The 20747-nt window shown below is 60.8% G+C and carries 22 protein-coding genes; 9 read left to right on the forward strand and 13 right to left on the reverse strand.

Annotated elements, in window-relative coordinates:
* The first annotated feature begins 293 nt into the window (after positions 1-293).
* Together CXY77_RS08930 and CXY77_RS08935 are read left to right on the forward strand one after the other, a co-directional pair.
* A complete protein-coding gene (locus tag CXY77_RS08930; RefSeq protein WP_104130029.1) occupies positions 294-1910 on the forward strand; it encodes an isocitrate lyase in 1617 nt (538 codons plus the stop codon).
* 108 nt (positions 1911-2018) lie between these two features.
* The gene (locus CXY77_RS08935) at positions 2019-3356 is read left to right on the forward strand and encodes an NAD(P)/FAD-dependent oxidoreductase (protein ID WP_104088684.1); all 1338 of its coding nucleotides are present in this window, start codon (positions 2019-2021) and stop codon (positions 3354-3356) included.
* Positions 3357-3415: 59 nt separating this feature from the next.
* On the opposite strand, the gene CXY77_RS08940 is transcribed toward CXY77_RS08935, so the two are convergent.
* Complete coding sequence (locus CXY77_RS08940; protein ID WP_104129962.1) at positions 3416-4936, reverse strand: SulP family inorganic anion transporter; 1521 nt, start codon at positions 4934-4936, stop codon at positions 3416-3418.
* A gap of 255 nt (positions 4937-5191) precedes the next feature.
* On the opposite strand from CXY77_RS08940, the gene CXY77_RS08945 reads away from it, so the two are divergent.
* Positions 5192-5554, forward strand: coding sequence for a MerR family transcriptional regulator (locus CXY77_RS08945; RefSeq protein WP_092340845.1), 363 nt, complete (start codon positions 5192-5194; stop codon positions 5552-5554).
* 274 nt (positions 5555-5828) lie between these two features.
* Positions 5829-6029 carry a hypothetical protein gene (locus CXY77_RS19915; protein WP_140425499.1) on the forward strand — a complete coding sequence of 67 codons (201 nt, stop codon included), beginning with the start codon at positions 5829-5831 and terminating at the stop codon, positions 6027-6029.
* A gap of 70 nt (positions 6030-6099) precedes the next feature.
* Here CXY77_RS19915 and CXY77_RS20130 read toward each other — a convergent pair whose 3' ends face one another.
* The 5 genes from CXY77_RS20130 to CXY77_RS08970 form a co-directional block, all read right to left on the reverse strand.
* A complete protein-coding gene (locus tag CXY77_RS20130) occupies positions 6100-6261 on the reverse strand; it encodes a hypothetical protein (protein ID WP_158252805.1) in 162 nt (53 codons plus the stop codon).
* A 53-nt stretch (positions 6262-6314) separates the two neighbouring features.
* On the reverse strand, positions 6315-6551 hold the full coding sequence (locus CXY77_RS20630) for a helix-turn-helix transcriptional regulator (protein WP_255410003.1): 237 nt from the start codon (positions 6549-6551) through the stop codon (positions 6315-6317).
* Positions 6544-7158, reverse strand: a complete 615-nt coding sequence (locus CXY77_RS08960) for a DUF2975 domain-containing protein (RefSeq protein WP_158252806.1) — start codon at positions 7156-7158, stop codon at positions 6544-6546. Before CXY77_RS08960 ends, CXY77_RS20630 begins: the two co-directional genes overlap by 8 nt.
* Positions 7159-7288: 130 nt before the next feature.
* Positions 7289-7843, reverse strand: coding sequence for a PIN domain-containing protein (locus CXY77_RS08965; protein WP_104088691.1), 555 nt, complete (start codon positions 7841-7843; stop codon positions 7289-7291).
* Positions 7840-8295 carry a helix-turn-helix domain-containing protein gene (locus CXY77_RS08970; protein ID WP_092340850.1) on the reverse strand — a complete coding sequence of 152 codons (456 nt, stop codon included), beginning with the start codon at positions 8293-8295 and terminating at the stop codon, positions 7840-7842. The genes CXY77_RS08965 and CXY77_RS08970 overlap by 4 nt, the downstream gene beginning before the upstream one ends.
* A gap of 200 nt (positions 8296-8495) precedes the next feature.
* Between CXY77_RS08970 and CXY77_RS08975 the strand changes: the two genes are divergently transcribed.
* Positions 8496-9596, forward strand: coding sequence for a site-specific integrase (locus CXY77_RS08975; RefSeq protein ID WP_158252807.1), 1101 nt, complete (start codon positions 8496-8498; stop codon positions 9594-9596).
* A 258-nt stretch (positions 9597-9854) separates the two neighbouring features.
* Here CXY77_RS08975 and CXY77_RS08980 read toward each other — a convergent pair whose 3' ends face one another.
* The 5 genes from CXY77_RS08980 to CXY77_RS08995 all read right to left on the reverse strand — a co-directional run bounded on the left by CXY77_RS08980 (position 9855) and on the right by CXY77_RS08995 (position 14193).
* Positions 9855-11594 (reverse strand): DUF2326 domain-containing protein, encoded by a 1740-nt coding sequence (locus CXY77_RS08980; RefSeq protein WP_104088694.1) that lies wholly within the window; start codon positions 11592-11594, stop codon positions 9855-9857.
* Entirely contained in the window at positions 11579-11827 is a 249-nt protein-coding gene (locus CXY77_RS21095; protein WP_369827265.1) for an ABC-three component system middle component 6, read from the reverse strand. Before CXY77_RS21095 ends, CXY77_RS08980 begins: the two co-directional genes overlap by 16 nt.
* A complete protein-coding gene (locus tag CXY77_RS19920) occupies positions 11793-12593 on the reverse strand; it encodes a hypothetical protein (protein ID WP_140425500.1) in 801 nt (266 codons plus the stop codon). Before CXY77_RS19920 ends, CXY77_RS21095 begins: the two co-directional genes overlap by 35 nt.
* A 296-nt stretch (positions 12594-12889) precedes the next feature.
* Positions 12890-13732, reverse strand: coding sequence for a DUF4839 domain-containing protein (locus tag CXY77_RS21100; RefSeq protein ID WP_104088697.1), 843 nt, complete (start codon positions 13730-13732; stop codon positions 12890-12892).
* A 2-nt stretch (positions 13733-13734) separates the two neighbouring features.
* Positions 13735-14193 carry a DUF1643 domain-containing protein gene (locus tag CXY77_RS08995; protein WP_158252809.1) on the reverse strand — a complete coding sequence of 153 codons (459 nt, stop codon included), beginning with the start codon at positions 14191-14193 and terminating at the stop codon, positions 13735-13737.
* Positions 14194-14711: 518 nt separating this feature from the next.
* On the opposite strand from CXY77_RS08995, the gene CXY77_RS09000 reads away from it, so the two are divergent.
* From CXY77_RS09000 to CXY77_RS09020, 4 genes are all read left to right on the forward strand, one after another.
* Positions 14712-14918, forward strand: a complete 207-nt coding sequence (locus tag CXY77_RS09000) for a hypothetical protein (protein ID WP_140425501.1) — start codon at positions 14712-14714, stop codon at positions 14916-14918.
* Positions 14919-15007: 89 nt separating this feature from the next.
* Positions 15008-15340: a hypothetical protein gene (locus CXY77_RS09005; RefSeq protein ID WP_104129964.1), complete on the forward strand. Its 333-nt coding sequence runs from the start codon at positions 15008-15010 to the stop codon at positions 15338-15340.
* 112 nt (positions 15341-15452) lie between these two features.
* On the forward strand, positions 15453-17171 hold the full coding sequence (locus tag CXY77_RS09010; RefSeq protein WP_104088703.1) for a zinc-ribbon domain-containing protein: 1719 nt from the start codon (positions 15453-15455) through the stop codon (positions 17169-17171).
* Positions 17172-17909: 738 nt separating this feature from the next.
* Positions 17910-18803, forward strand: a complete 894-nt coding sequence (locus tag CXY77_RS09020; RefSeq protein WP_104088706.1) for a GIY-YIG nuclease family protein — start codon at positions 17910-17912, stop codon at positions 18801-18803.
* A gap of 85 nt (positions 18804-18888) precedes the next feature.
* On the opposite strand, the gene CXY77_RS09025 is transcribed toward CXY77_RS09020, so the two are convergent.
* Both CXY77_RS09025 and CXY77_RS09030 read right to left on the reverse strand, forming a co-directional pair.
* A complete protein-coding gene (locus CXY77_RS09025) occupies positions 18889-19329 on the reverse strand; it encodes a hypothetical protein (RefSeq protein ID WP_140425502.1) in 441 nt (146 codons plus the stop codon).
* A gap of 659 nt (positions 19330-19988) precedes the next feature.
* The gene (locus CXY77_RS09030; protein ID WP_104088709.1) at positions 19989-20738 is read right to left on the reverse strand and encodes a metallophosphoesterase; all 750 of its coding nucleotides are present in this window, start codon (positions 20736-20738) and stop codon (positions 19989-19991) included.
* Between the last annotated feature and the right edge of the window lie 9 nt (positions 20739-20747).

Consider the following 20747-nt stretch of genomic DNA (forward strand, 5'->3'; position numbering starts at 1 on the left):
TGTGTCCTGCCTGCGGCGTCACGATGATCACCGACGGCGTCGACACCGCCGAGGGGCTGGAATCCTGCCATCGGTGCGCACGATGCCGACTGGTTATAGTCATACCCGGCCTCTGGCCGGAATAGGCCGATCCCTGGCGAAAAACTTTTCAATTGCAGAAGAATCACGTTTATTCTGGTGAACATTCTTGAGAAGACCGCTTGTTCTTGCGCCAATCTGGGTTTAGCAGCCGATACCGGCCAGTTGAGTCAGCAGTCCCGGCTCAGCCCAACTCATACGTCGAAGGAATGAACATGACTGAGTACCAGAAAGACATCGAGGATATCGAAGCCCTCAAGCAGCAGGTCGGCAGCAGCTGGGACGCCATCGACCCCGAGTCCGTCGCCCGCATGCGTGCCCAGAACCGGTTCAAGACCGGCCTCGAGATCGCGCAGTACACCGCCGACATCATGCGGAAAGACATGGGCGAGTATGACGCCGACTCCTCGGTCTACACCCAGTCATTGGGCGTCTGGCACGGTTTCATCGGCCAGCAGAAGATGATCTCGATCAAGAAGCACCTCAAGACGACGAACAAGCGCTACCTGTACCTGTCCGGCTGGATGGTTGCGGCGCTGCGCAGCGAATTCGGTCCGCTCCCCGACCAGTCCATGCACGAGAAGACGACCGTTCCGGCTCTGGTCGAGGAGATCTACACCTTCCTCCGCCAGGCTGACGCCCGCGAGCTCGACCTGCTCTTCACCGGCCTCGACAACGCCCGCATCGTTGGCGACGACGCCAAGGCCGCTCAAATCCAGACGCAGATCGACAACTTCGAGACCCACGTTGTGCCGATCATCGCCGACATCGATGCCGGCTTCGGTAACCCGGAAGCCACCTACCTCCTGGCCAAGAAAATGATCGAGGCTGGCGCCTGCGCCATCCAGATCGAGAACCAGGTGTCGGACGAGAAGCAGTGTGGCCACCAGGACGGCAAGGTCACCGTTCCTCACGAAGACTTCATCGCCAAGCTGAACGCCGTTCGCTACGCGTTCCTCGAGCTCGGCATCGAGAACGGCATCATCGTCTCGCGCACCGACTCGCTCGGTGCCGGCCTCACCCAGAAGCTCGCCGTGACGTACACGCCCGGCGACTTGGGCGACCAGTACAACTCCTTCCTCGATGTTGACGAAATCACAGAGGCCGACCTCGGCAACGGCGACGTCGTCATCAAGCGGGGCGGCAAGCTTTTGCGCCCGAAGCGCCTGGCCAGCAATCTGTTCCAATTCCGTGCCGGAACCGGCGAGGCTCGTTGCGTGCTCGACAGCATCACGTCGCTGCAGAACGGTGCCGACCTGCTCTGGATCGAGACTGAGAAGCCGCACATCGGCCAGATCGCCGGCATGATGAACGAGGTTCGCAAGGCCATCCCGAATGCCAAGCTGGTCTACAACAACAGCCCGTCGTTCAACTGGACCCTGAACTTCCGTCAGCAGGCCTACGACGCACTCCTCGCCGAGAGCAAGGACGTCTCCGCTTACGACCGCGCCAAGCTCATGAGCGTCGACTACGACGAGACTGAACTTGCCGTGAACGCCGACGAGAAGATCCGCACCTTCCAGCGCGACAGCTCGAAAGAGGCTGGCATCTTCCACCACCTCATCACCCTGCCGACGTACCACACGGCCGCACTCTCGACGGATGACCTGGCCAAGGGCTACTTCGCCGACCAGGGCATGCTCGCCTACGTCAAGGGCGTGCAGCGTCGCGAAATCCGCGAGGGAATCGCCACGGTCAAGCACCAGAACATGTCTGGTTCAGACCTCGGTGACAACCACAAGGAGTACTTCGCCGGTGCCGCAGCCCTCAAGGCTGGCGGCGTGAACAACACGAGCAACCAGTTTGAGGAACCGGCTTTGAGCAGCCACTAACTCCCGCTGAGTGACCAGGAAGCCCCAGTCGAAAGACTGGGGCTTCCTTGTTGTATCCGTCCAGACTTGAGACACGGTCGCGGTGGCAGAAGTGTGCCAAAGTCAGGCATGGAACATTTAGACACCATCGTGGTCGGCGCCGGCGTAGCCGGCCTGACGGCCGCTCGACTGCTGGCGAAAGCGGGCCGCAGCGTCGTCGTACTCGAGGCCCGCGACCGCGTCGGCGGCCGGGTGTACACGGACCGCACCGACGGGCTGGTCACCGACCTGGGCGCATCCTGGATTCACGGCGTGACTGACAACCCCGTCGCGGCAGCGGCAGAGGCTTTCGGCTTGCCGACCGTGGAGTTCACCGTCGGGGGATACCAGCCGGACAGCCGCCCGATCGCTTACTACGGTCCGACCGGCGAGCGACTCTCTGATGATGCCGCGCTGGCCTTCGCCGACGACGTGCGTGCGGTCGACGCCGCGCTCGTCACGGCGGTCGCTGCCTCGAAAGCGGATGCCTCCTACCGCGACGCGACCGAGACGGCCTTGGCCAGCCAGGGCTGGAGCTTCGAGCGCGGGGAGCGGGTGCGCGAGTTTTTGCAGCACCGGAGCGAGGAACAATACGGGGCGTGGATCGAAGATCTGGCCGCGCACGGCCTGGATGACGATGTCATCGACGGTGACGAAGTGGTCTTTCCAAACGGCTATGACCAACTGCCGGGGCGCTTGGCGGCCGGGCTGGACATCCGCTTCGACCAGATCGTTACCCTTCTGCGCTGGTCGACGGAGGGCGTCACTGTCACGACAGGGGGCGGCACGGTGACGGCGGGCACCGCGGTCGTGACGGTGTCGATCGGGGTGCTCCAGTCGACGGATTTCACGATTGAACCGGCGCTCCCCGAACCGAACGCGAACGCCCTGGGGCGACTCACGATGAACGCCTTCGAGAAGGTCTTTCTGCGGTTTTCGACCAAGTTCTGGGACGAGGGAGTCTATGCAATCCGGCAGCAAGGGGCCGAAGGGCGTCGGTGGCACTCCTGGTACGACCTCACGGCCCTGCACGGACCACCGACACTGTTGACCTTTGCAGCGGGTCCGGTGGCCCGAGAGATTCGCGAGTGGTCGGAACAACAGGTCGTCGACTCCGTTCTCGCGCAGCTGCGGCGGCTGTACGGCGACCGAGTTGAGCAGCCGACCAGTGTGCACATCACCGCCTGGCAGGACGATCCTTTCGCTCGCGGTTCGTACGCCTACATGAAGCTCGGCTCCACGACGGCGGACCACGACGACCTCGCGACGCCCATCGGGGGAGTGCTACACCTCGCCGGTGAGGCAACCTGGACGGACGATCCCGCGACGGTCACCGCGGCCTTCTGCTCCGGCCACCGAGCGGCGTCGAATATTCTGCACCAAGAGATCCCTATTGCCCAGGTGTGGGGGGACCGGCCCGCTCAATAGTCACTTTTGTGGGGTGTTGGCCGCCCCCAACCGTACAAAGTTGTCCACTGAGGCCGGCGTCAGTGGGCGCCGCCGAGGTTGCCGGCGAGACGGGCGTGTAGTTCGTGGCTGGCCTCGTTGAGCCCCTCGATCACAACGTGCTTGTCGTGGCGGGCGTACTTGTAGGTGATGGCGTCGAGAGTGGCGACCGTCGAGGCATCCCAGATGTGCGAGGCCGACATATCGATGACGATGCGGTCGGGGTCGTCGGCGTACTCGAACTGGGTCATCAGGTCGTTGCTGGAGGCGAAGAACAGCGCTCCGGTCACCGTGTAATACGCGGTAGGAACGGGCTGTTCGAGTTCGAGGGTGCGTTCCACCCGGGCGAGGTGGGCGACGCGGCGGGCGAACGCGACCATCGCGACGATGACCCCGACGACCACGCCGATCGCGAGGTTGTGAGTGAGAACGATGACGATGACCGTGGCGACCATGACGGTGGTCTCGCTCTTCGGCATCCGCTTGAGGGTTGAGAAACGGATGCTGTGCCAGTCGAACGTGAGATAAGACACGATTATCATCACCGCGACCAGGGCGGCCATGGGAACTGCGGCGAGCACGTCGCCGAGGCCGAGGACCAGCACGAGCAGGAAGATGCCGGCGAGGAAGGTGGAGATGCGGGTGCGGGCGCCGGAGGCTTTCACGTTGATCATGGTCTGGCCGATCATGGCGCAGCCGCCCATGCCGCCGAAGATGCCGGACATGACGTTGGCGACGCCCTGGCCCCAGGTCTCGCGGGTCTTGTTGGAGTGGGTATCGGTGATCTCGTCGACGAACTTCGCCGTCATGAGGGACTCGAGAATTCCCACCAGCGCCATGCCGAGCGCGAACGGCGCGATGATGGTGAACGTTTCCCAGTTGAGCGGAACGCTTGGGAGGAACAGTTCGGGAAGGCTCTTCGGCAATTCGCCCTGGTCGCCGATCGTCGGCACGTTGAGGCCGATGACCACGGTCGCCACGGTGAGTACCACGATCGCGACGAGCGGCGCCGGAATGACCTTGGTGATACGTGGCATGACGATCATGATGATCAGGCCGGCGGCGACGAGCGGGTACACCAGGAACGGAACGCCGAGCAGCTGGGGGAGCTGTGAGGTGAATATGAGTATGGCGAGGGCATTGACGAAGCCGACCATTACGCTGCGAGGGATGAACCGCATGAGTTTGGCGACGCCGACCAGGCTCAGCACGATTTGGAACACCCCGGCGAGGATGACGGTGGCGACGAAGTATTCCATCCCGTAGTCGCGGGCGACCGGGGCGATCACGAGGGCGACAGCGCCGGTTGCGGCGGTGATCATGGCCGGGCGTCCGCCGACGAACGCGATGGTGACGGCCATGACGAACGAGGAGAACAGGCCCACGCGGGGGTCGACGCCGGCGATGATCGAGAAGGCGATGGCCTCGGGAATCAGCGCCATCGCCACGACCAGTCCGGCGAGCACTTCGCGGGTGAGCAGGCGCGGCGTGCGCAGTGCGGTGAGCACCGAGGGTTCCGCCTTGTAGCGGTTGGATGCAGCAGATTTTTGAACGATGGCCATGAGGCCTCCAGAAGCTGGGCCGACAATGCGGCCGAAGTGGATAGGGAAGAGTTGGGTGGGCGCCGCAGTGCGCACCTCCACCGGACCTTGAGGCCGTGCCCACACGGGCAGGGCGATCAAGGACAATGGTGGGAGAGTGGGCTCACAGATGAATGTCAGCCGACTTTCGCAACACTACCTTAACGTAAGGGTTGATTGTGACCCTAAAGAAAGAGGCTTCCGGTGGAACCAGGCGCGACAGTCCCTGCGGTCACGATGCATATCGGCGAACTCGCCGACAAGACCGGGCTCTCGCTGCGCACGATCCGTCACTACGACGAGGTCGGCCTACTCAAGGCATCCGCTCGCACCGATGGTGGCTTTCGGCTCTACACGCCCGACGATTTCACTCGGCTGATGCTCATTCGTCGCATGAAACCGCTCGGCTTCACCCTCGACGAGATGACGACACTGCTGGCGGTCATCGACGCCCGACAAAACGGTGAAGCGGATGCCGACACCCCCGAAACCAGGCAGCAACTGGACGCCTTCATCACCGAAACCGCTGCCCGACGCCAGAAACTCCAGGACCAACTCGGCATGGCCGACGAGTTTCTGGAGTTGCTCCGCGCGCAGTAGGAGTGGCGGTCCCTGCACACATAGACGAAACCACCTCGATACAGTGGGACCCACATCCCCAATTGACTACTTCTATTAGAAGCGAGTTTCTATGTCACTGAGCGTCAACTCCGCCCCATCGATCGCTGGGCTCGCCTTGAGCCGAACTTCTGCCCCTCGCGCCACCGAAGAGCAGCCGGGCGATAAGCTCATGTCTCTGTTGACGGCATCCGATCGCGAGGTCGTTTATCAAGCGACCGGACGTCGAGTCAATGACAGCTCAAAGATTGTGTCCATGTTTGCGGTCGAAATCGCCTTGGACCGTCAGTCGGGATATCTCTTGGCCGGTCAGGAGATTTCACCGGCGTACCTTCAGCTCCTGGCCACCAAATACGCCGGTGACGAGTACTCGCAATCATTCGGAGTCGCCATCGACAATGCTTTGAGCTACCTGACCGGGCAGGCGCCCCAAGCGGCCCTCGACGTCACTGCCTGACGCCCGTCTCTCTCCCTGCGGCCCTTGATTTAGCTACCGCTGCTCGCGAACTTCGATGTTAACGAAAAGGTCAATCCCTATCGGCCTTCGGGAGGACGCCGCTTCCGAGTCTTTCGAGGAGGTCGACGGTCTTTTCGGTCGCGTCCCGAATTCGTCTCAACGTGCCGACCACGCTGATGCTCGCGAAGAGGGCAACAAGTATAAGGGCAACTTCTGGCCACGTTGGGTTCATGCTTTCACGCTAGCCGACGTGTGGACGGGATGCCGCGAGCGGTAGTTCCGCCTCTACTCACGGATTGAGAAGAGTTCCTGCGGCGTTGTAGCAAGAGCGTCGCAAACGAGGGTGAGCGTGGTGAAGCGGATGGCCTTCGCCCGGTTGTTCTTGAGAATCGAGAGGTTGGCCATGGTGATGCCGGTGCGAGAAGACAGCTCCGTGAGCGTCATGCCTTTGCTGATTAATACTGCGTCTAAATGGCAGACGATCCGGTGGTTGGTCGAAGTCTCATCGAGCGATTCAGACAACTCCGTCGACATCCTTCTCGAGTTTCGCGCCGGCCTGGAACGCGGCGGTGAGGGCGAGCGCAACAAGTCCGGCGATAATAATGGACACCGGCCACTGCGGGGAGTTGATGTTGATCCCTTGATAGTCGCCGCCGAGGAACCGTTCCTGCTGTTCTGTAGAGACCAATCCGGCTCCGAACAGGAGCCCGATGCGTGAGGCGACATAGACGCTCGCGACGGTGTCAGCGAGGGCCTGTGACACCCCGCCGATAAGGAGCGCGAGGCTGAGCCGTCGCCAGTTCGTGACGACGAACGGGTCGAAAGGACGTGCCTGCGCTATCCCGCGCAGAACGCGGAGGAGGAAGACCGTCGCTAGAACAATCGTAGCGGCGTGAATGAGCGCCGGAAGGGCGCACAGGAGGCGCAATGACAGGTCGGCGTCAGCCAATGTGCCGCTCGCGCCGTCGTACAGGTCTGCTTTCAAGAGCTGCGGCAGGTGGGCCAGGGGCAGTCGGCCGTCAGCGCCACCAAACGCTGCCAGCGTGCGCCCGGTTGCGATCGTAATTGCCTGCGTGATGTTGCTCAGAACCGTGAAGCTCGCGACGATCAGCAGGATCGCGCGGACCACCCTGAAGGCTTTCTGCCGCTCGCGAAGTGGTCGACTATCGATGACATTCCCCTGGACCATGAGTTACTCCATATTGTTATTCAATGTTATTGAATATCAATATACACGGAGTCGTGACAGCGTGAGCAACCTACCGGCGTAGCAGTGCAGTGATCTGCGGGAGACCGTCTCGTTCGAGGCTGTTGAGTACGTCATGTGCTGTTCCAGGCGGATTTGTCCAGGCGTCGGCGATCGCTTGTATCGCTCGATGCACCGCCGGCCCATTGAGGTAAAATTGATCGACCAGAAAGTCATCCGGGTGCTTCGCTTCGATGCCCCATTTCTCAAGCTCCCGAGCCGGAAAATCCTTCACGTTGAACGTCACGATGGCCTGAGCGCCGGACTTGACGGCCGCCGCGACCACGTGGCGATCGTTCGGGTCGTTCGTGAGACTGATGGCGGGAATCAACTCTTCGTAGCCGGTCACCATGCTGTCGCTGACCACGGTGCGCAGGAGCTGGCGTGTTCGGGCCAGCCTCCCCGCGTCGAGGTCCGGCCTGTTCTTCGCAAGGCTTCGGAAGGTCTCCTCCAGGATCTCCTCAGTCCACTTGGCCTGGACCAGACCGCCGAGGGCAATGCGGATGAGGACGTCTCGGAGCGTTGATGGGTACAGCACGTTCGCGTCATAAACGGCGACGAAAGTCACCGCGCGACGCCCATCTCCTGACCGAGCCGAGTGAGTTCGTCCGCTGCTGACCGACCTCGTACATCGTTGTCGCGCTGGTATCCAAGAAGGGAATCGGCTCGGATTCGACGGTGGGTTCCGACTAGTCGGTAAGCGATTCGACCCTCGTTGAGCATTTTCACCACGAATGGCCGTGAGACGTTGAGGATTTCAGCCGCCTGTTGAGTCGTCAGCTCGGCGTGCAGTGGCACGATGCTCACGCTCTGGCCGGCAGCCATGTTTGCGAGCACCGACACCAGCAAGTCGATCGCTGCGCGGGGGACCACCACCGGTTCGGCCTCGTCGGCCACGGTGAGTGTGACCGGCCCGTCCTGGCCCTGGTGCTCGGCCAGCACGCGCCGCACTGAAATCAAGGCGGTCCTGGCCAGCTCTTGATCTGGATTCGGCAGAAGGTGCTCCATGGTGAATGCCATGACCACATTCAAACACGTAACACGGCCTAAACGCAATAAACGAATCTTGGCGTGCTCAGCCCGCATTGCCCCGGCGCGGGCGCTGGCGCCATGGATGCACGTGCGACAGAATTGCACCTAGCAAGTCCTGCACCCCGTCTCGAAGGCCCGGACCGGGAGCGCGCTGGCGGTCGTGGCCTCGTGCAATGGGAGGGCCACCAATGGGAAGCGTGAGCGCCTACGCGACGGCGAACGGGAAGCGCTACCGAGTGCAGTACCGCAAGCCGGATCGGTCCGCGACAAGCAAGCGTGGCATCATCACGAAGCGGGAAGCCATCCTGTTCCTGGCCTCCGTGGAGGTCGCCAAGAGCCACGGAGCCTACCTGGACCCGAGTCGGTCGCGGGTGACGGTGGCCGAGTGGATGGAGCGGTGGCTCGCCACACGCAGTGACCTGCGACCCTCCACACTTGACCGCGTCGAGGGGATCATTCGACGCAATATCGTGCCGACTCTGGGACGAGTGCCGCTCAGCGAACTTCAGCGCATCGACGTGCAGGAGTGGGCGGCGAAGCTGTCGGAGAACCAGGCAGCGTGGTCGGTGCGCAAAATCGTCAACACCCTGGGCGCGGCCCTGCAACTGGCCGTCGACGACGGCCGCATCCCGGCCAATCCGGCTGCACGCCTCAAGTTGCCCAAAGTGTCGAAGGTCTCGAAGCGGTATCTGAGCCACGAGCAGGTCAGAGACCTCTCAGCGGCCGCAGAACGGCGCGGCAGTCGCTACGGGCTCGTGGTGCTGGTTCTGAGCTATTGCGGTCTGCGCTGGGGCGAATTGGCCGGCCTGACCGTCGCCGACGTCGATCTGACCCGCAGCAGGCTTGAGATTCGGCACACCATGATCGAGGTGAACGGCTACCTCGTCGAATCCACGCCCAAGACCTACGAGGAACGGTCCATTCCCGTGCCTGCCTTCGTGGTCGAGCTCCTGCGCGTTGCTGTCGCCGACCGCGCAGCGACCGAGCACGTCTTTGTCGGCCTGCGTGGCGGGGGAGTGCTGCGCAATCGCGTGTTCCGGCGCGGGTTCCTCACTGCGGCCGCCGACGAAATCGGGGTGCCGGGTTTGACGCCTCACGAACTACGTCACACCTGCGCCAGCCTGGCCGTTTTAGCGGGCGCAAACGTGAAAGCACTGCAGCGGATGCTCGGCCATGCGTCGGCCAAAGAGACTCTCGACACCTATGCAGACCTCTTCGACTCGGACTTAGACAGCGTTGCAGTCGCGTTGAATCACGTTGTCGAGGCGCTAAGTGAAGTCAAAATGTAGTCAGACGGCCAAATCTTCCAAATCGTGATGGGAAGAAAACGGGCCTTGATCGGGCCTTTCTTGGTGTGTGTCACGTGCCATCCTAGTCCGGACAAATTGCCAATTCCGGACACCCGGAATTGCGCGGAAGTTGGCGATCGCAACGCCGTCAGTTTTGCCAACATACTCCGGACACGCGGAGGCCGCGATGGTCGAACGCCGTCTTGCAGCGCGCTGAGCGTCGCCCCGCACCTCAGGCGGGTCGGATGCAGCGCTGCGCTACAAGCGGATTCCGAGCAACCCGCCCTCCGATGAGTCGTCGAAGAGTTCGAGAATGGTCGACGATTTGGTGTCAACGTCCAGTTCCTCCAAATCTTTGAAAGGAATATCGTCGCTATTGATAGTGAGGAGATACTGGGCGCCCCGCTGCTCGGCGGACTTCGTCGCTAAATTGATCGAGCCCGCTGTTTGCCGCTCGTCGACGCCGTCAAATACGATGCTGTCGTGTGCCAGGAATCTAATTCCGCTATCAGCTTGGCTCCACCGTTCAGACAGACATAGGTCGTAGGCAAAAATGCTCACTTTACCCAACCCGTGGGATCCTTGGCGGGGGATAGAGACTTTGAACCGGTAACCTGACGCGCTCGGGTCGACTACTAGATCAGCCTCTTCTTTGTACAGCGATAGGAAGATTTCATTGAATCGCGCGATTGTGGATGCGAGCCGACCAAGGCGTTGTTCGAAGTCCTCTTGCGTCCGACTGGCCAATTCAAGCTCAGCCGCTTTAACGGCGGATTTTCCTTTACGCACTTCCCGCAGTTCATCAACCTTCGCGCTCATCGACTTCAAAGCGCCCGAAAGCGCACCTGATTTACGCTGCAGTTCGACGAAATCATCAAGTGCTCGATGAGTTCGGAGAATCGACATTTCGGCTTGGCGCTTTTCATCAAGGTGTGAAAGCGTACTTTCGAGTTCTCGCTTGCTCGCCTCGATGCGGCGAATCTCTGTTGCGAGATATTCCTTTCGATTGCTCGCGACTTCGGCCCGAAAGGCCCTCACCTGATCGAGCGATTTTTGCACAGCGTGTGGGAACAGTACGCCCGCTTCTTCATAGAGCGCCTTCAGATTTAGAGAATCGTCCTCGTCGGATTCTGAAGCCAAACGTGACTGATAAAGAGCGAGTAGTTCAGCATCGATAAGCATTGCATTTGCTAGGCGCTGCATCTCAGCGGTGAGCTTGTTCGCATTGTGCTCGATTGCTCGGTACTCGGGAAGGACTCTGAAGTCTCGGAGTTGCCTTTCCAACTGCGCTAGCTGTACCTCAGCACTAGCCCGACGCGATTCAAGCTCCCCGAGGCGCTCAGCAACCTCGTCCATCTGGACCTTGCCATAGCTCGAATTTCTATCGCGGAGCTCTTGCCAAGCCTCCCCGAGTCGCGAGTTCAGACCAAGGAGAAAGGAATTGTCGACCTCACGTTGGTACGCGCGTTGTTTCGCAAAAGTTTCAAATGGATCGATGTAGGCATCATCTCTAAAACGCAGGAAATGCCCGAACACCCTACGGAATGTCGGAGAATACTCGCTCCTCTCCAAGCTGCTATCAAGACCGAACACACGTGACCCCAGCCAGTCAGTCCAAGCGCGCAGCCCCATGTATAAATTAGGCTCGTCATCGTCGCGCAGACGTAGCTCTTTCAGGGCGCCCGATAGTGACACTCCACTAACTTGAAATCCACGCTGAATAGTAAGTTCATGTTTTCCATCAACAAGAACAGTGAGGCTAAACTCCCAGTCGGAGTCTTTGAGCTTGTTGAGGCTGTCTTTGGGCTTGACCGACCCGCCGAAGCAGTAATCGATCGCCTGAAGCAGCGATGATTTTCCGACTCCGTTCCGGGAATCGGTATTCGTGGATTTAGCTGAGCGATGCGCGATTACCATATTCAGACCATCTCGAAAAGTCGCTGTCTTGAACGATGGTTTGTTCGCTGTAAGTCGGACCAGTTTCAAGAAGATCCCCATTCTAGAATTCCGTGATTCATATTTACAGCACCCAGAATGAACAGGAAGCTGAGCGCAGCCTCGAAACGACCGAACGTCAGATCATCGTCCCCTTTTGAGGACGTGTGCCATAGCTCACTAACGGTTTGGTCGATGGACCTGTTCGCGAGAAGTATGCCCGCTTGCCCAATAAGAGACTGACGCTCGTGCACGTACTTGTCAGGCAGTAGCAACACTTGGCGCCTTGAAAACATCGCAAATTTCAAAAAGGTGACAGAGCACCGCTAGACCTGCGGCTTCGCGCTCGAATCTCACGCTCTGCGATGAACCGAGGTCTGAGGCGCCAGCAGCGGCGAAGTTTTGCATCTCGAGGAATAGCGCGTCGCCTGTTACCCCGTTTGCATAGATCCGGTCGTACTCAGCAACGAAACCTGCACGCAATCGACCCGGAAAGCTTGAGTCGATTCTTGTCGCATACTCACCGATGAACTGTGCCACTTGAGGCGCTTGCATCAGTCCTAGTCGCATCCGGTATGCCGAGATTGAAGTCATCTCATTATCGTTCATCTTGTCTGCAGGCGGGACCGAGATCAACGCGGTGCTTCCGAGCTGGCTGGTTTCTGAAACTAGGCTGTCGCAAACGACACGAAGCTCCGCAAACTGGACAGCGCGCATACCCTCGGTCAACCTAGCTTCCACCCATGCCTCCAAGCGAGACTTCCAGGCATGGAGTTCTCCCACTGAGTATGAATTGTCTTGTTTGTCGACTAGGGGATGGTGATGACCGCATAGAAGGAGAAGGTTGGCGTAGCTGTTCTTTTCCTTGTCTGACATGCCGGGGTGGGCTCTAGGCCCGATGTCTGATGAGCCGACAATGTGCGCAATGTACGCAAGAATCGCTTCTGCGTCTTTCGGAGTCGCAGGTTCAATCAATCGATTTGGGCATGCCGGAAAAGCACAGTAAAAGCCAGCTTTACCGAACAATAGCTTCAGATCTCTATCCTGATAGCTTCGTGCCACGCTTCGCCCCCCCGGCCTCCATTGGTTTCATCGTATCGGACTGAAACTTTTCGATTGGTCAGATGATGGCAACGCAAGTAGTCGGCGTGCCGGAAGCTGTCGTGCTGAACCGGGCTCCCAAAAACTCGAGCGGAAACAGGTTCAGACAAAGGCTTCCTCAGCCAGCGTCATCGGTCATGAACTACTGACCGCTGCCGCGGCTACGAGTGGCTCGACGGCCGCATCGCTAATCGGAATCCTACGGACTCACCTCCGGTGCCAAACTCGACCGCCTACGGCGGCGCTTTCTTGCAGGCTCACCTAACGGCGGTAGACAACGGGTTCAGTAGAAACAGACACGAGTTCGTTTCGTACTCGTCGACCTCAGCCGTGACGTTCAAGTTTGTACCGACGCCGACCGAGTCTGGCGTAGGGCCGACGAAATTCAAATCGTTAGTTGTGTTCACATCTCGGAACTGAAATGCCGGGCCGGGTGCTGACGTCTCGCTAAAGTCGCCAGAACCGATCAGGATGTCGTACCGGGTAGATGCGCCATCGTGCGCGGTCAATGCACCAATGCTCCCCGAGAACGAGATTGTCTGGCCGCGGTATGTACGTGCGAACTCCGCGACTGAAGGGTCGCAGTAATCAGTGAGCGTGAGGAGGGCGGCCAGATCGGCGTTGCGCTCAGACGTGATTGCTGTGTCTCTGGGAGTCGTTGACGGTGACGTGTTCGCCGCCGCATCCGATGACGGCGACGCGCTCGGAGCTGCGGGTGACTCACTCGACTCCGCGCTCGGTAGGTCAGGAAAGGTGGAGTCCCGTTCCCCGATGATCCCAACGGTAATAATGACAGCGAACCCGACTGCAAGAACCCCGCCGCCTATAGCCCATACGAGCCGGCGTGACTGGGGCTTTGGCCGCCGGAAAGTGATCTCGGTCTGCAACTTCCCTGGTGTCCGAGAGACGAGGACCCATCCATCGGCTTCCCACTTCGTCACAGTCCGGGACTCCATGCCACGAATTGCGCGAACAGTTTTCGTCTCGAATTTGACCTCGGCATCTGCCATTACGTCCCCCAGCCCCTTTATCAGGCCGGACAGTGCCAGCCACGCAAAGCCTACCGATCCAGCCGGACTCCTTTTGTCAGGTCGCCTCATGCCTATCGATAGTGTGCGACAGAAAACGGCTCGAGCTTCTCGGCGTCCTTCACATACAGTGGGTGATGCGGGTGGCCGTCCCGGCTGACGGCACCACGCGAGACCCACCCGCTCGCGGCGAGCTCGGGTAGTTCGAGGATGCTTTTAAGTAAGAGTGGCAAGAACCGTCTCTTGTTTATAAGTGCGCCCCACGCCGCCCAAAGTGTCAATTTTCTCCCGCGAACGAAAGCCGAGATCTGTCGCTCGTTTTCGGACTTGAGTGCCGGGTCGAAGGCCGAATGGAGGCCGTTCGGATCCGTTGCCCGCTGCGGATAGACGTTCAACATAATGAAGCTGTCGTGCCCGTTGCGGACCGCCACTTTGCTCACGCTCTGCATTGTGCGATCAAGCTTGTTCGGCTCCGCAGTACTCGGGTTGACGCCGAAACACACCAGCGGGTTGTCACCGACGGTGCCGAGCACGAACCTTGCCGAGTTATCTACAGTCCGCTGGTAAACCCACTGCACTCGCCACCAGCCCCCTTTGCGCAATCACTTCGAGTTCACCCTATCGACCGGGCTGACGGACCGAGGACATATCCGCCAGCCGGTCGACCGGCGGGCCAATTCCGAGCCATATTCGCTCTAGCCGCCAACCTCGTGATGGCCAGCAAGTGAATCAGTTCACTAACCTGCAGCGAAACAGGCAACCTGATGGAGAGGAGTTGTGGATTCGCTTGGCAGCGCTGAACAAATAGGGGCCCATGCTCGGCTAGCACCCCCTCGAGAAAGTCTGGATCCTCCAAGAATCGATCATGGAGGTCCACACCCCTCTAGCCCTACGACCGACGGCCGATAGTGAAGGAGGGCCACGGCAGCTCCAGAACGCGCGGAAGCGGCCGTGCGATAAATACCGATGGTATTAGTGACGCGGTGTTTCGCACCGTGCGCCACAGTACACAGAAAAGAGGCCAATCATGGCTATCCCGATGGAAGCGCGTATGACCGACGAGGACGAGTGCGTCGTACGCGTCCTCTATGAGCCGGCACGAGCGGTAGTCCGCCGGACACCTCCCGGGACGTGGGCCACTCAAGTCCTCAAAGGGCGCGGCCTCGGTCCCGGCCCGTTCGCGGACCGCGCAAGCCTTGCGGAGGCGCTGGCCGCCATCGCTCACTGGGGCAACGACCGGGTGACGCTGGTGCAGTGACGAAGTCGGGGCAGCCGGATAACTCTGGGGGAGCGGCTATTGCCGACGCCTCAACCGGCTTCCCCGGGTGACCTTCAATAGTTGCGAGCTTGGTCCTGAACGAGACGGCTGAGCGCCTTGAGCCGGCCGAGGGGGTGCTGCTGTCCGATCCACGATTCAGGGCGGCGCTGATTCAGCACTACGTTTCGAATGCGGTTCGGGAGGCTCTCCTCGCGAAGGGACAATCGCTGCGGGAGTACACAGACAGCCTCACCGACTCCGACGCGCTCAGTTACGAACGCCTACGCAAGATCCAAAGTGGCCACAGCACCATGATGCTGGCGGACTTCTTCCACTGGGGTGCCCACTTTCCTCCTGTTCACAGCCTTCTCGCGCGCGAGCGGATCGGCTACGTGAGTCAATATGAGGACAAATTCGACTAAGTCGAACGGGATCGGTTGACGTCGAAGTAAACCTCGGCCGAGGGCTGGCGCAGGCTTCCGTCATGCACCCCCGGCGAACGAGGAGGGCTGGTTCTGACTCTAGGCTGAAGCCATGACGGACAATAGTGCAGGTCAGCGTGGAATTCTCCTCGTAGACTCCCGCCCTGATCTTGCAGAGCAGTTTCACCCGACTCTGAACGGTGCTGTCTCACTGCAAAAGCTGACCCGTGGGTCGAATAAGAAGGTCTGGTGGCTCGGGACGTGCGGGCACGAATGGGATGCGGCGCCGAGTAGCCGCAACATTGGCAGCGGTTGCCCGGTGTGTGCCGGTCACGTGATCATCGTTGGTTTCAACGACCTGGCCACTCTCGAACCATTGGTCGCTGCGGAATGGCACCCGACCAAGAACGGCGACCTCCGGCCCGCCATGGTTGCGCGGAGGTCAGGCAAGAAGGTCTGGTGGCTCGATTCCCACGGGCACGAGTGGCTGACGGCTATCAGTGGACGTACCAACGGGTCGGGGTGTCCGTTCTGTTCGGGCAAGTTGCTGCTCGCGGGCTTCAACGACCTCGCCACGAGGAACCCCGACCTCGCCGCTCAATGGCACCCGACGCGGAACGCGCACCTGCCGTCCACTGTCGCTCCCAAGTCCAATACAAAGGCGTGGTGGATCTGTTCGGAAGGCCACGAGTGGCTGGCTCAAATCAACAACCGCTCTAGCGGTAATGGTTGCCCGGTTTGCAAGATCCCGCGGGGTGAGGAATTCGCGGCAGCTAAGCGGCGCCGGCGGGCCGAAGGGCGCCCCGTGAAACACCGGGCGTTCGACCCGACGAGGGTGTCACAAGGGTTGGTCCCCGGCCATAACGACATGCTCACGACGAACCCGGAGCTTGCGGCCGAGTTTCACCCGACGCGTAACTTCCCAATGACCCCGGAGACAGTGGTCGCCGGCGCGGCACGGAAATTCTGGTGGATATGCAGCCTCGGCCACGAGTGGGAGACGACGGGGAACTCTCGCGCTTCGATGAACACGGGCTGTCCGACGTGTGCAGGGCAGCGCACACTGGCGGGTTTCAACGACCTCGCCACTACACGTCCAGACATCGCCTCTGAGTGGCACCCGACCAAAAATGCTGGCCGCACGCCCAAAACCATCACCGTGAGTAACGGTACGAAGGCGTGGTGGCTCGGGACCTGTGGTCACGAGTGGGAAGCAGTCATCGCCAGCCGGACCGGTCAGGGCGTGGGGTGTTCTATCTGCTCGGGTCACAGGGTCTTGGCCGGTTTTAACGACCTCGTTACGCAGCGGCCCGATGTGGCAGCGTCTTGGCACCCGAGCAAGAACGGCGCCGTGCATGCGTCCCACGTATCCCAGTATTCGAACAGCATCTGCTGGTGGCAATGTGAGCTCGGTCACGAATGGGAATCGACCGTCAGCAACAGGACACACGGGCAGAACTGCCCGTCATGCTCCGAGGGCGGAGGGTTCAAACGCGCTCTCCCCGGATACGTCTACTTCCTCGAACACCCCGGCTTCAATGCGTTCAAAGTCGGCATCACAAACGTCGGGACGAAACGCCTCGCCCAGTTTCAATCGGTCGGGTGGGAGATCCTGAACCTTGAACTGTTCGAGGACGGCGCTCACGCCCTCATGGTTGAGGGCATCATCAAACGCTGGTGGCGAGATGGTCTCGGTCTGCCGATGTGGCTCGGGCCACAGGAGATGCCCCGAACAAGTGGCTGGACCGAAACAGTCCACTCCGCAGAGGTGACGGCCAGCGAGTGCATCGCCCGAATCAAGCTGGAGGGGTCGATCGTTCGGTCCCTTTGACCGTTCGCTCTCAAGCCGCGTCTGTGGTCGTATTCCCCCGGCCGGGTATATTGCCGCCATGGACGATGATTTGGCTTATTACGATCGCTTGGGACCTTGGGCTGCCCAGCGCGCCGTCCGAGACACGCTGCACGCTTCCGACGCCGAGCTTGCTTCGATGCGGGCGAGCCGAGATCTCCTCGGAGTCGACTTTGGGGGAGAGTTTTACTACCCAGTAAGTCAGTTCAAGGATGGTTCGATCGTCGCTAGCCTGAAACTCGTTCTAACTGCCCTCAGCTCGGGCTTCTCGTCCAGCGAAAGACAGGTTGCCTGGCTCTCAGAGCCAGCGTATGAGTCCGGCGCTCTGACGCGTTGGGAGGTCCTCCATCGAGACGTGCATACGGTTCATGAGTGGGCAGCAGAGGATGCCGCGGCCGCTTGCCGATAGGAGGGACTCGCTCTCAAGGCGAACCACCGACGAGCATGCTGGGGTGCTGGGGTAGGGAGAAAGACCCGCAACCGCTGATTGCTTCTTGTTCGGACTCGCCGACTCCGTCGATTTCATGCCGAAAAAATGGACTCACATTGCGGTGCCGCACGCAGGCCGCATCACAATAATCCGTGGCAGCGTAAAGGGAGCCTAAAGGTATAGAGGCCCAAAGAGGCTGGTCCGGAACGAAGGCTTTCGACGACGGGTGAGACGCGCCGTGCACAGAGACGGGCTTGGCTCTGCCAGCATAGGGATTGAACAGGAGTGTGATGTTGGGCGACAACGAACCATCTCGAACCGAATTTGATGTGGATCTGATCATGCAGAATGGGGTGAACACGGAAGACGCCGCCCCCCGGCCGGTGCCGGTATCGCCGACAGACGAAATCCGTGAACTGTTGCGGCAGGATCAGACCCGACTGGGGGATGTGTTCCGAGGCCTGGAGGAGGGGTTGACGGCTCAGGGGATCGCGGAGCGGCATAACGTTGCCACGCTCGGGTTTGTGTACTCCTATTCCGCGTATATCCAAGCCGCCGTCGAGGGGCGCTTTTCGTCGTCCGCGTCAATGTTGAAACAGACCGCCTCGTCGCTACGAACGCTGGTCCGGCGGGCGCGTGGCACGATCTCGGTCGATGCCTTTTCACTCCTGCAAGGCCGGCTCACTCAAGTTGAGCAGGCCGTCGATGAGGTCACGGCTCCGGAGAACGTTGCAGCTGAGGAGGAGAGCGAGAACGAGACGTTGTCCGTGACCGATCGCGTTATGAACGTGCCGGGAATCTACGCGTTCTCCTACGGCTGGTACCTCGAAAGCCCGCTGGACCCGGTCCGAGGTAACACCTTGATCAAGGTCGGGAAGGCCGAGGATGTTGGCCGGCGCATCGCCGACCATCGCGGCGCCGCTGTCCGCACGCACATGCCGGAACCTCTCGCTTTGCTTCGGGTGTATTCGGCGCACGGGCGGAACCTCACGGAGGTTGAGCAGTTGTTCCATCGGCTCCTGAGTACCGCCGGGCATGACAACCCGCGCCGCGTTCTGGTCGGCCGCAGCAGCGAAGCGGGCAAGGAATGGTTCCTCACCAACGAAGCCTTCCTCGATGCCTGCGCAGAGGCGTGCGGTTTGAAGACGGAGTACATCGGCGGCTCCGAGTTCGCCCTCGGCTGAGCCTCATCAAGGAGAGGATGACGGCAGCGATTTCGCACCGGTGGCCAGATGCGACCTCCACGTCGGCGACCGGGCCGGGCGCGCGTCATAGTATGGCTGCACGCGCGAGCCGCCCTTCGCCGTCCCCTTCCCGCGCAACCGGTACTTCCTCGATGATCACTGCGCCAATTGTCTGCAACCAATGCCAGATGACGTTGAAGCCCTCGTCTGCTCGTCGTGGTGTTCGGAGATCGCCAGCCATGTCCGCTACATGCGCAGCGTGTACCGGGACGGCCGGGTCAACGATCCCGACGTACGAGAGGCGATCCAAATCCAAAACGCATTTCTGCTCGTCGGTGGATACGGCGCCTTGGACCGCACCCTTCGACCTGTGGTCCGAACTGAGGTCAAAGTCAGAGACGGCGGCCGATGCCGGCAGTGCGGCCGGCCGGGAACTGAGATTGATCACATCGACGGGAGTTCGGGAGAGCTCGAGAACCTGCAACGACTCTGCGCGGACTGCCCGAGCCAAGACGGCGGAAAACATGGTTCCCACCACGCCGAGCGAACGGAGCCTGCTGACGGCCCTATTCCAGACCCGAGTCGTGCCGGATGAACCGACGCTCTTGGCTGACGATGAAGTCAGGTGGCAGTCAGCGGGGCAGTCCCTCAAGTCCGCTCGCAAGAAACGAGTCCGGGACGGCCGTGCCTCCGCACTCACGACAGCAGCGGACCCGATCCGTGACCGGGATGGCGACACCTTTGAATACGGTCCAGTCATGCCACGAACGGTCGATGACGATTCTGGTTACGGCCCGGACTCGATGTCGCTCGGACGACGGACAACGACCGCTAGTCGGGATCAACGGCGCTCGCCGCGCGACCCGGCAGCCGGTCGCGGTGACGGGTGAACGACGACCGCGAGGCACGACCTGACGTATTACTTGCTTATCGGCGTATCGGAACGCCAGCGCGGTCGCAACGATACGGCAGGCTCACGCGCCAGCGCGCGGCATCGCAGCTGATGTCGCTCAGGACTTTTTGTTGCGCGTGGGCTGTCGGGTGCATGTGCGCTTTACAGCGGTGGTGGCGACTCGCCGGCGCGGTTGAAGACAGTCAGATCGAGCGTGTCCGTGTCGAGGATCGCAAGGTTGATTCGGTTCTTTCCGTTCATGTCGAGGACGACGATGCGGGTGTTGAGTCCGGTCAGTGGCTCGGTGAGGTTGCGGGTGAGGTACCGGTGGTAGTGACCACCGAGGCTGAGCTGGGCCGGGTACGCAGGACGGCTCGGCGGATCATGACCCTGCACGCATCGGCGTAGAGGGCGTCGCTGCGGGCGAGATCCCCGTCTTTCTCGCGGATCAAGTCGTTGTCGACGGCCATCAGGGGGGATTCGTGGGCGACGAGGACATCGACGCGCTCGGTGCCGAGGGCTCTGATATCTGCATCCGTGACTTGCTCCTCGGGCCACCAGTCCTTCCCTGCCGTCCGGAGGGCGCGGTCGGAGCTGTTGGCTCCGCCAAGCGCTGCGAGAACGAAGCGCGTGCCAATGGTGGTGCGGTAACCGCGGGGGAGGTGGCCTACGTTGTGGGTGAGCCAGCGAACCCCGTCTTGGCCGATGGAAAACTCTTGGAGCCGCGGGTGCCAGTCGTGATTACCGTCGAGGAAATACATCACCTGCTTGTTCCGAGCCAGGAAGCGGGAAAGCTTGTTTAGGTCGATTTGCCAGTTCTGACCGGGCCAGATGATGCCCCAGTCGCCGAGTTGGATGATCGCCGTGATGTCGCGGTCTGCGAGCGTGGTCAGGGCGATGCGAGCATGGTCGAGGTCGCCGAGCAAGTCGCCCATGACGCCGATCAATTTGGCCTCCGACAGCGGTTGTGCGGGGTATGGCGGTGCGAGCTGGTTGGTGTCGGTGGTCACCGAGTAAAGGTCATTGCGCGGGTCTGCGCCCATAGGGAATCG

This window comes from Cryobacterium sp. N21 (assembly GCF_002929575.1).
Lineage (GTDB): Bacteria > Actinomycetota > Actinomycetes > Actinomycetales > Microbacteriaceae > Cryobacterium > Cryobacterium flavum.

What these genes read in the sequence shown, in the direction of transcription:
- CXY77_RS08930 (WP_104130029.1), top strand. Translation starts at nt 294, where the DNA reads ATGACTGAGTACCAGAAAGACATCGAGGATATCGAAGCCCTCAAGCAG.
- CXY77_RS08935 (WP_104088684.1), top strand. Translation starts at nt 2,019, where the DNA reads ATGGAACATTTAGACACCATCGTGGTCGGCGCCGGCGTAGCCGGCCTG.
- CXY77_RS08940 (WP_104129962.1), bottom strand. Translation starts at nt 4,936, where the DNA reads ATGGCCATCGTTCAAAAATCTGCTGCATCCAACCGCTACAAGGCGGAA.
- CXY77_RS08945 (WP_092340845.1), top strand. Translation starts at nt 5,192, where the DNA reads ATGCATATCGGCGAACTCGCCGACAAGACCGGGCTCTCGCTGCGCACG.
- CXY77_RS19915 (WP_140425499.1), top strand. Translation starts at nt 5,829, where the DNA reads ATGTTTGCGGTCGAAATCGCCTTGGACCGTCAGTCGGGATATCTCTTG.
- CXY77_RS20130 (WP_158252805.1), bottom strand. Translation starts at nt 6,261, where the DNA reads ATGAACCCAACGTGGCCAGAAGTTGCCCTTATACTTGTTGCCCTCTTC.
- CXY77_RS08970 (WP_092340850.1), bottom strand. Translation starts at nt 8,295, where the DNA reads ATGGCATTCACCATGGAGCACCTTCTGCCGAATCCAGATCAAGAGCTG.
- CXY77_RS08975 (WP_158252807.1), top strand. Translation starts at nt 8,496, where the DNA reads ATGGGAAGCGTGAGCGCCTACGCGACGGCGAACGGGAAGCGCTACCGA.
- CXY77_RS08980 (WP_104088694.1), bottom strand. Translation starts at nt 11,594, where the DNA reads ATGGGGATCTTCTTGAAACTGGTCCGACTTACAGCGAACAAACCATCG.
- CXY77_RS21095 (WP_369827265.1), bottom strand. Translation starts at nt 11,827, where the DNA reads ATGTTTTCAAGGCGCCAAGTGTTGCTACTGCCTGACAAGTACGTGCAC.
- CXY77_RS21100 (WP_104088697.1), bottom strand. Translation starts at nt 13,732, where the DNA reads ATGAGGCGACCTGACAAAAGGAGTCCGGCTGGATCGGTAGGCTTTGCG.
- CXY77_RS09000 (WP_140425501.1), top strand. Translation starts at nt 14,712, where the DNA reads ATGACCGACGAGGACGAGTGCGTCGTACGCGTCCTCTATGAGCCGGCA.
- CXY77_RS09010 (WP_104088703.1), top strand. Translation starts at nt 15,453, where the DNA reads ATGACGGACAATAGTGCAGGTCAGCGTGGAATTCTCCTCGTAGACTCC.
- CXY77_RS09020 (WP_104088706.1), top strand. Translation starts at nt 17,910, where the DNA reads ATGTTGGGCGACAACGAACCATCTCGAACCGAATTTGATGTGGATCTG.
- CXY77_RS09025 (WP_140425502.1), bottom strand. Translation starts at nt 19,329, where the DNA reads ATGTTTTCCGCCGTCTTGGCTCGGGCAGTCCGCGCAGAGTCGTTGCAG.
- CXY77_RS09030 (WP_104088709.1), bottom strand. Translation starts at nt 20,738, where the DNA reads ATGGGCGCAGACCCGCGCAATGACCTTTACTCGGTGACCACCGACACC.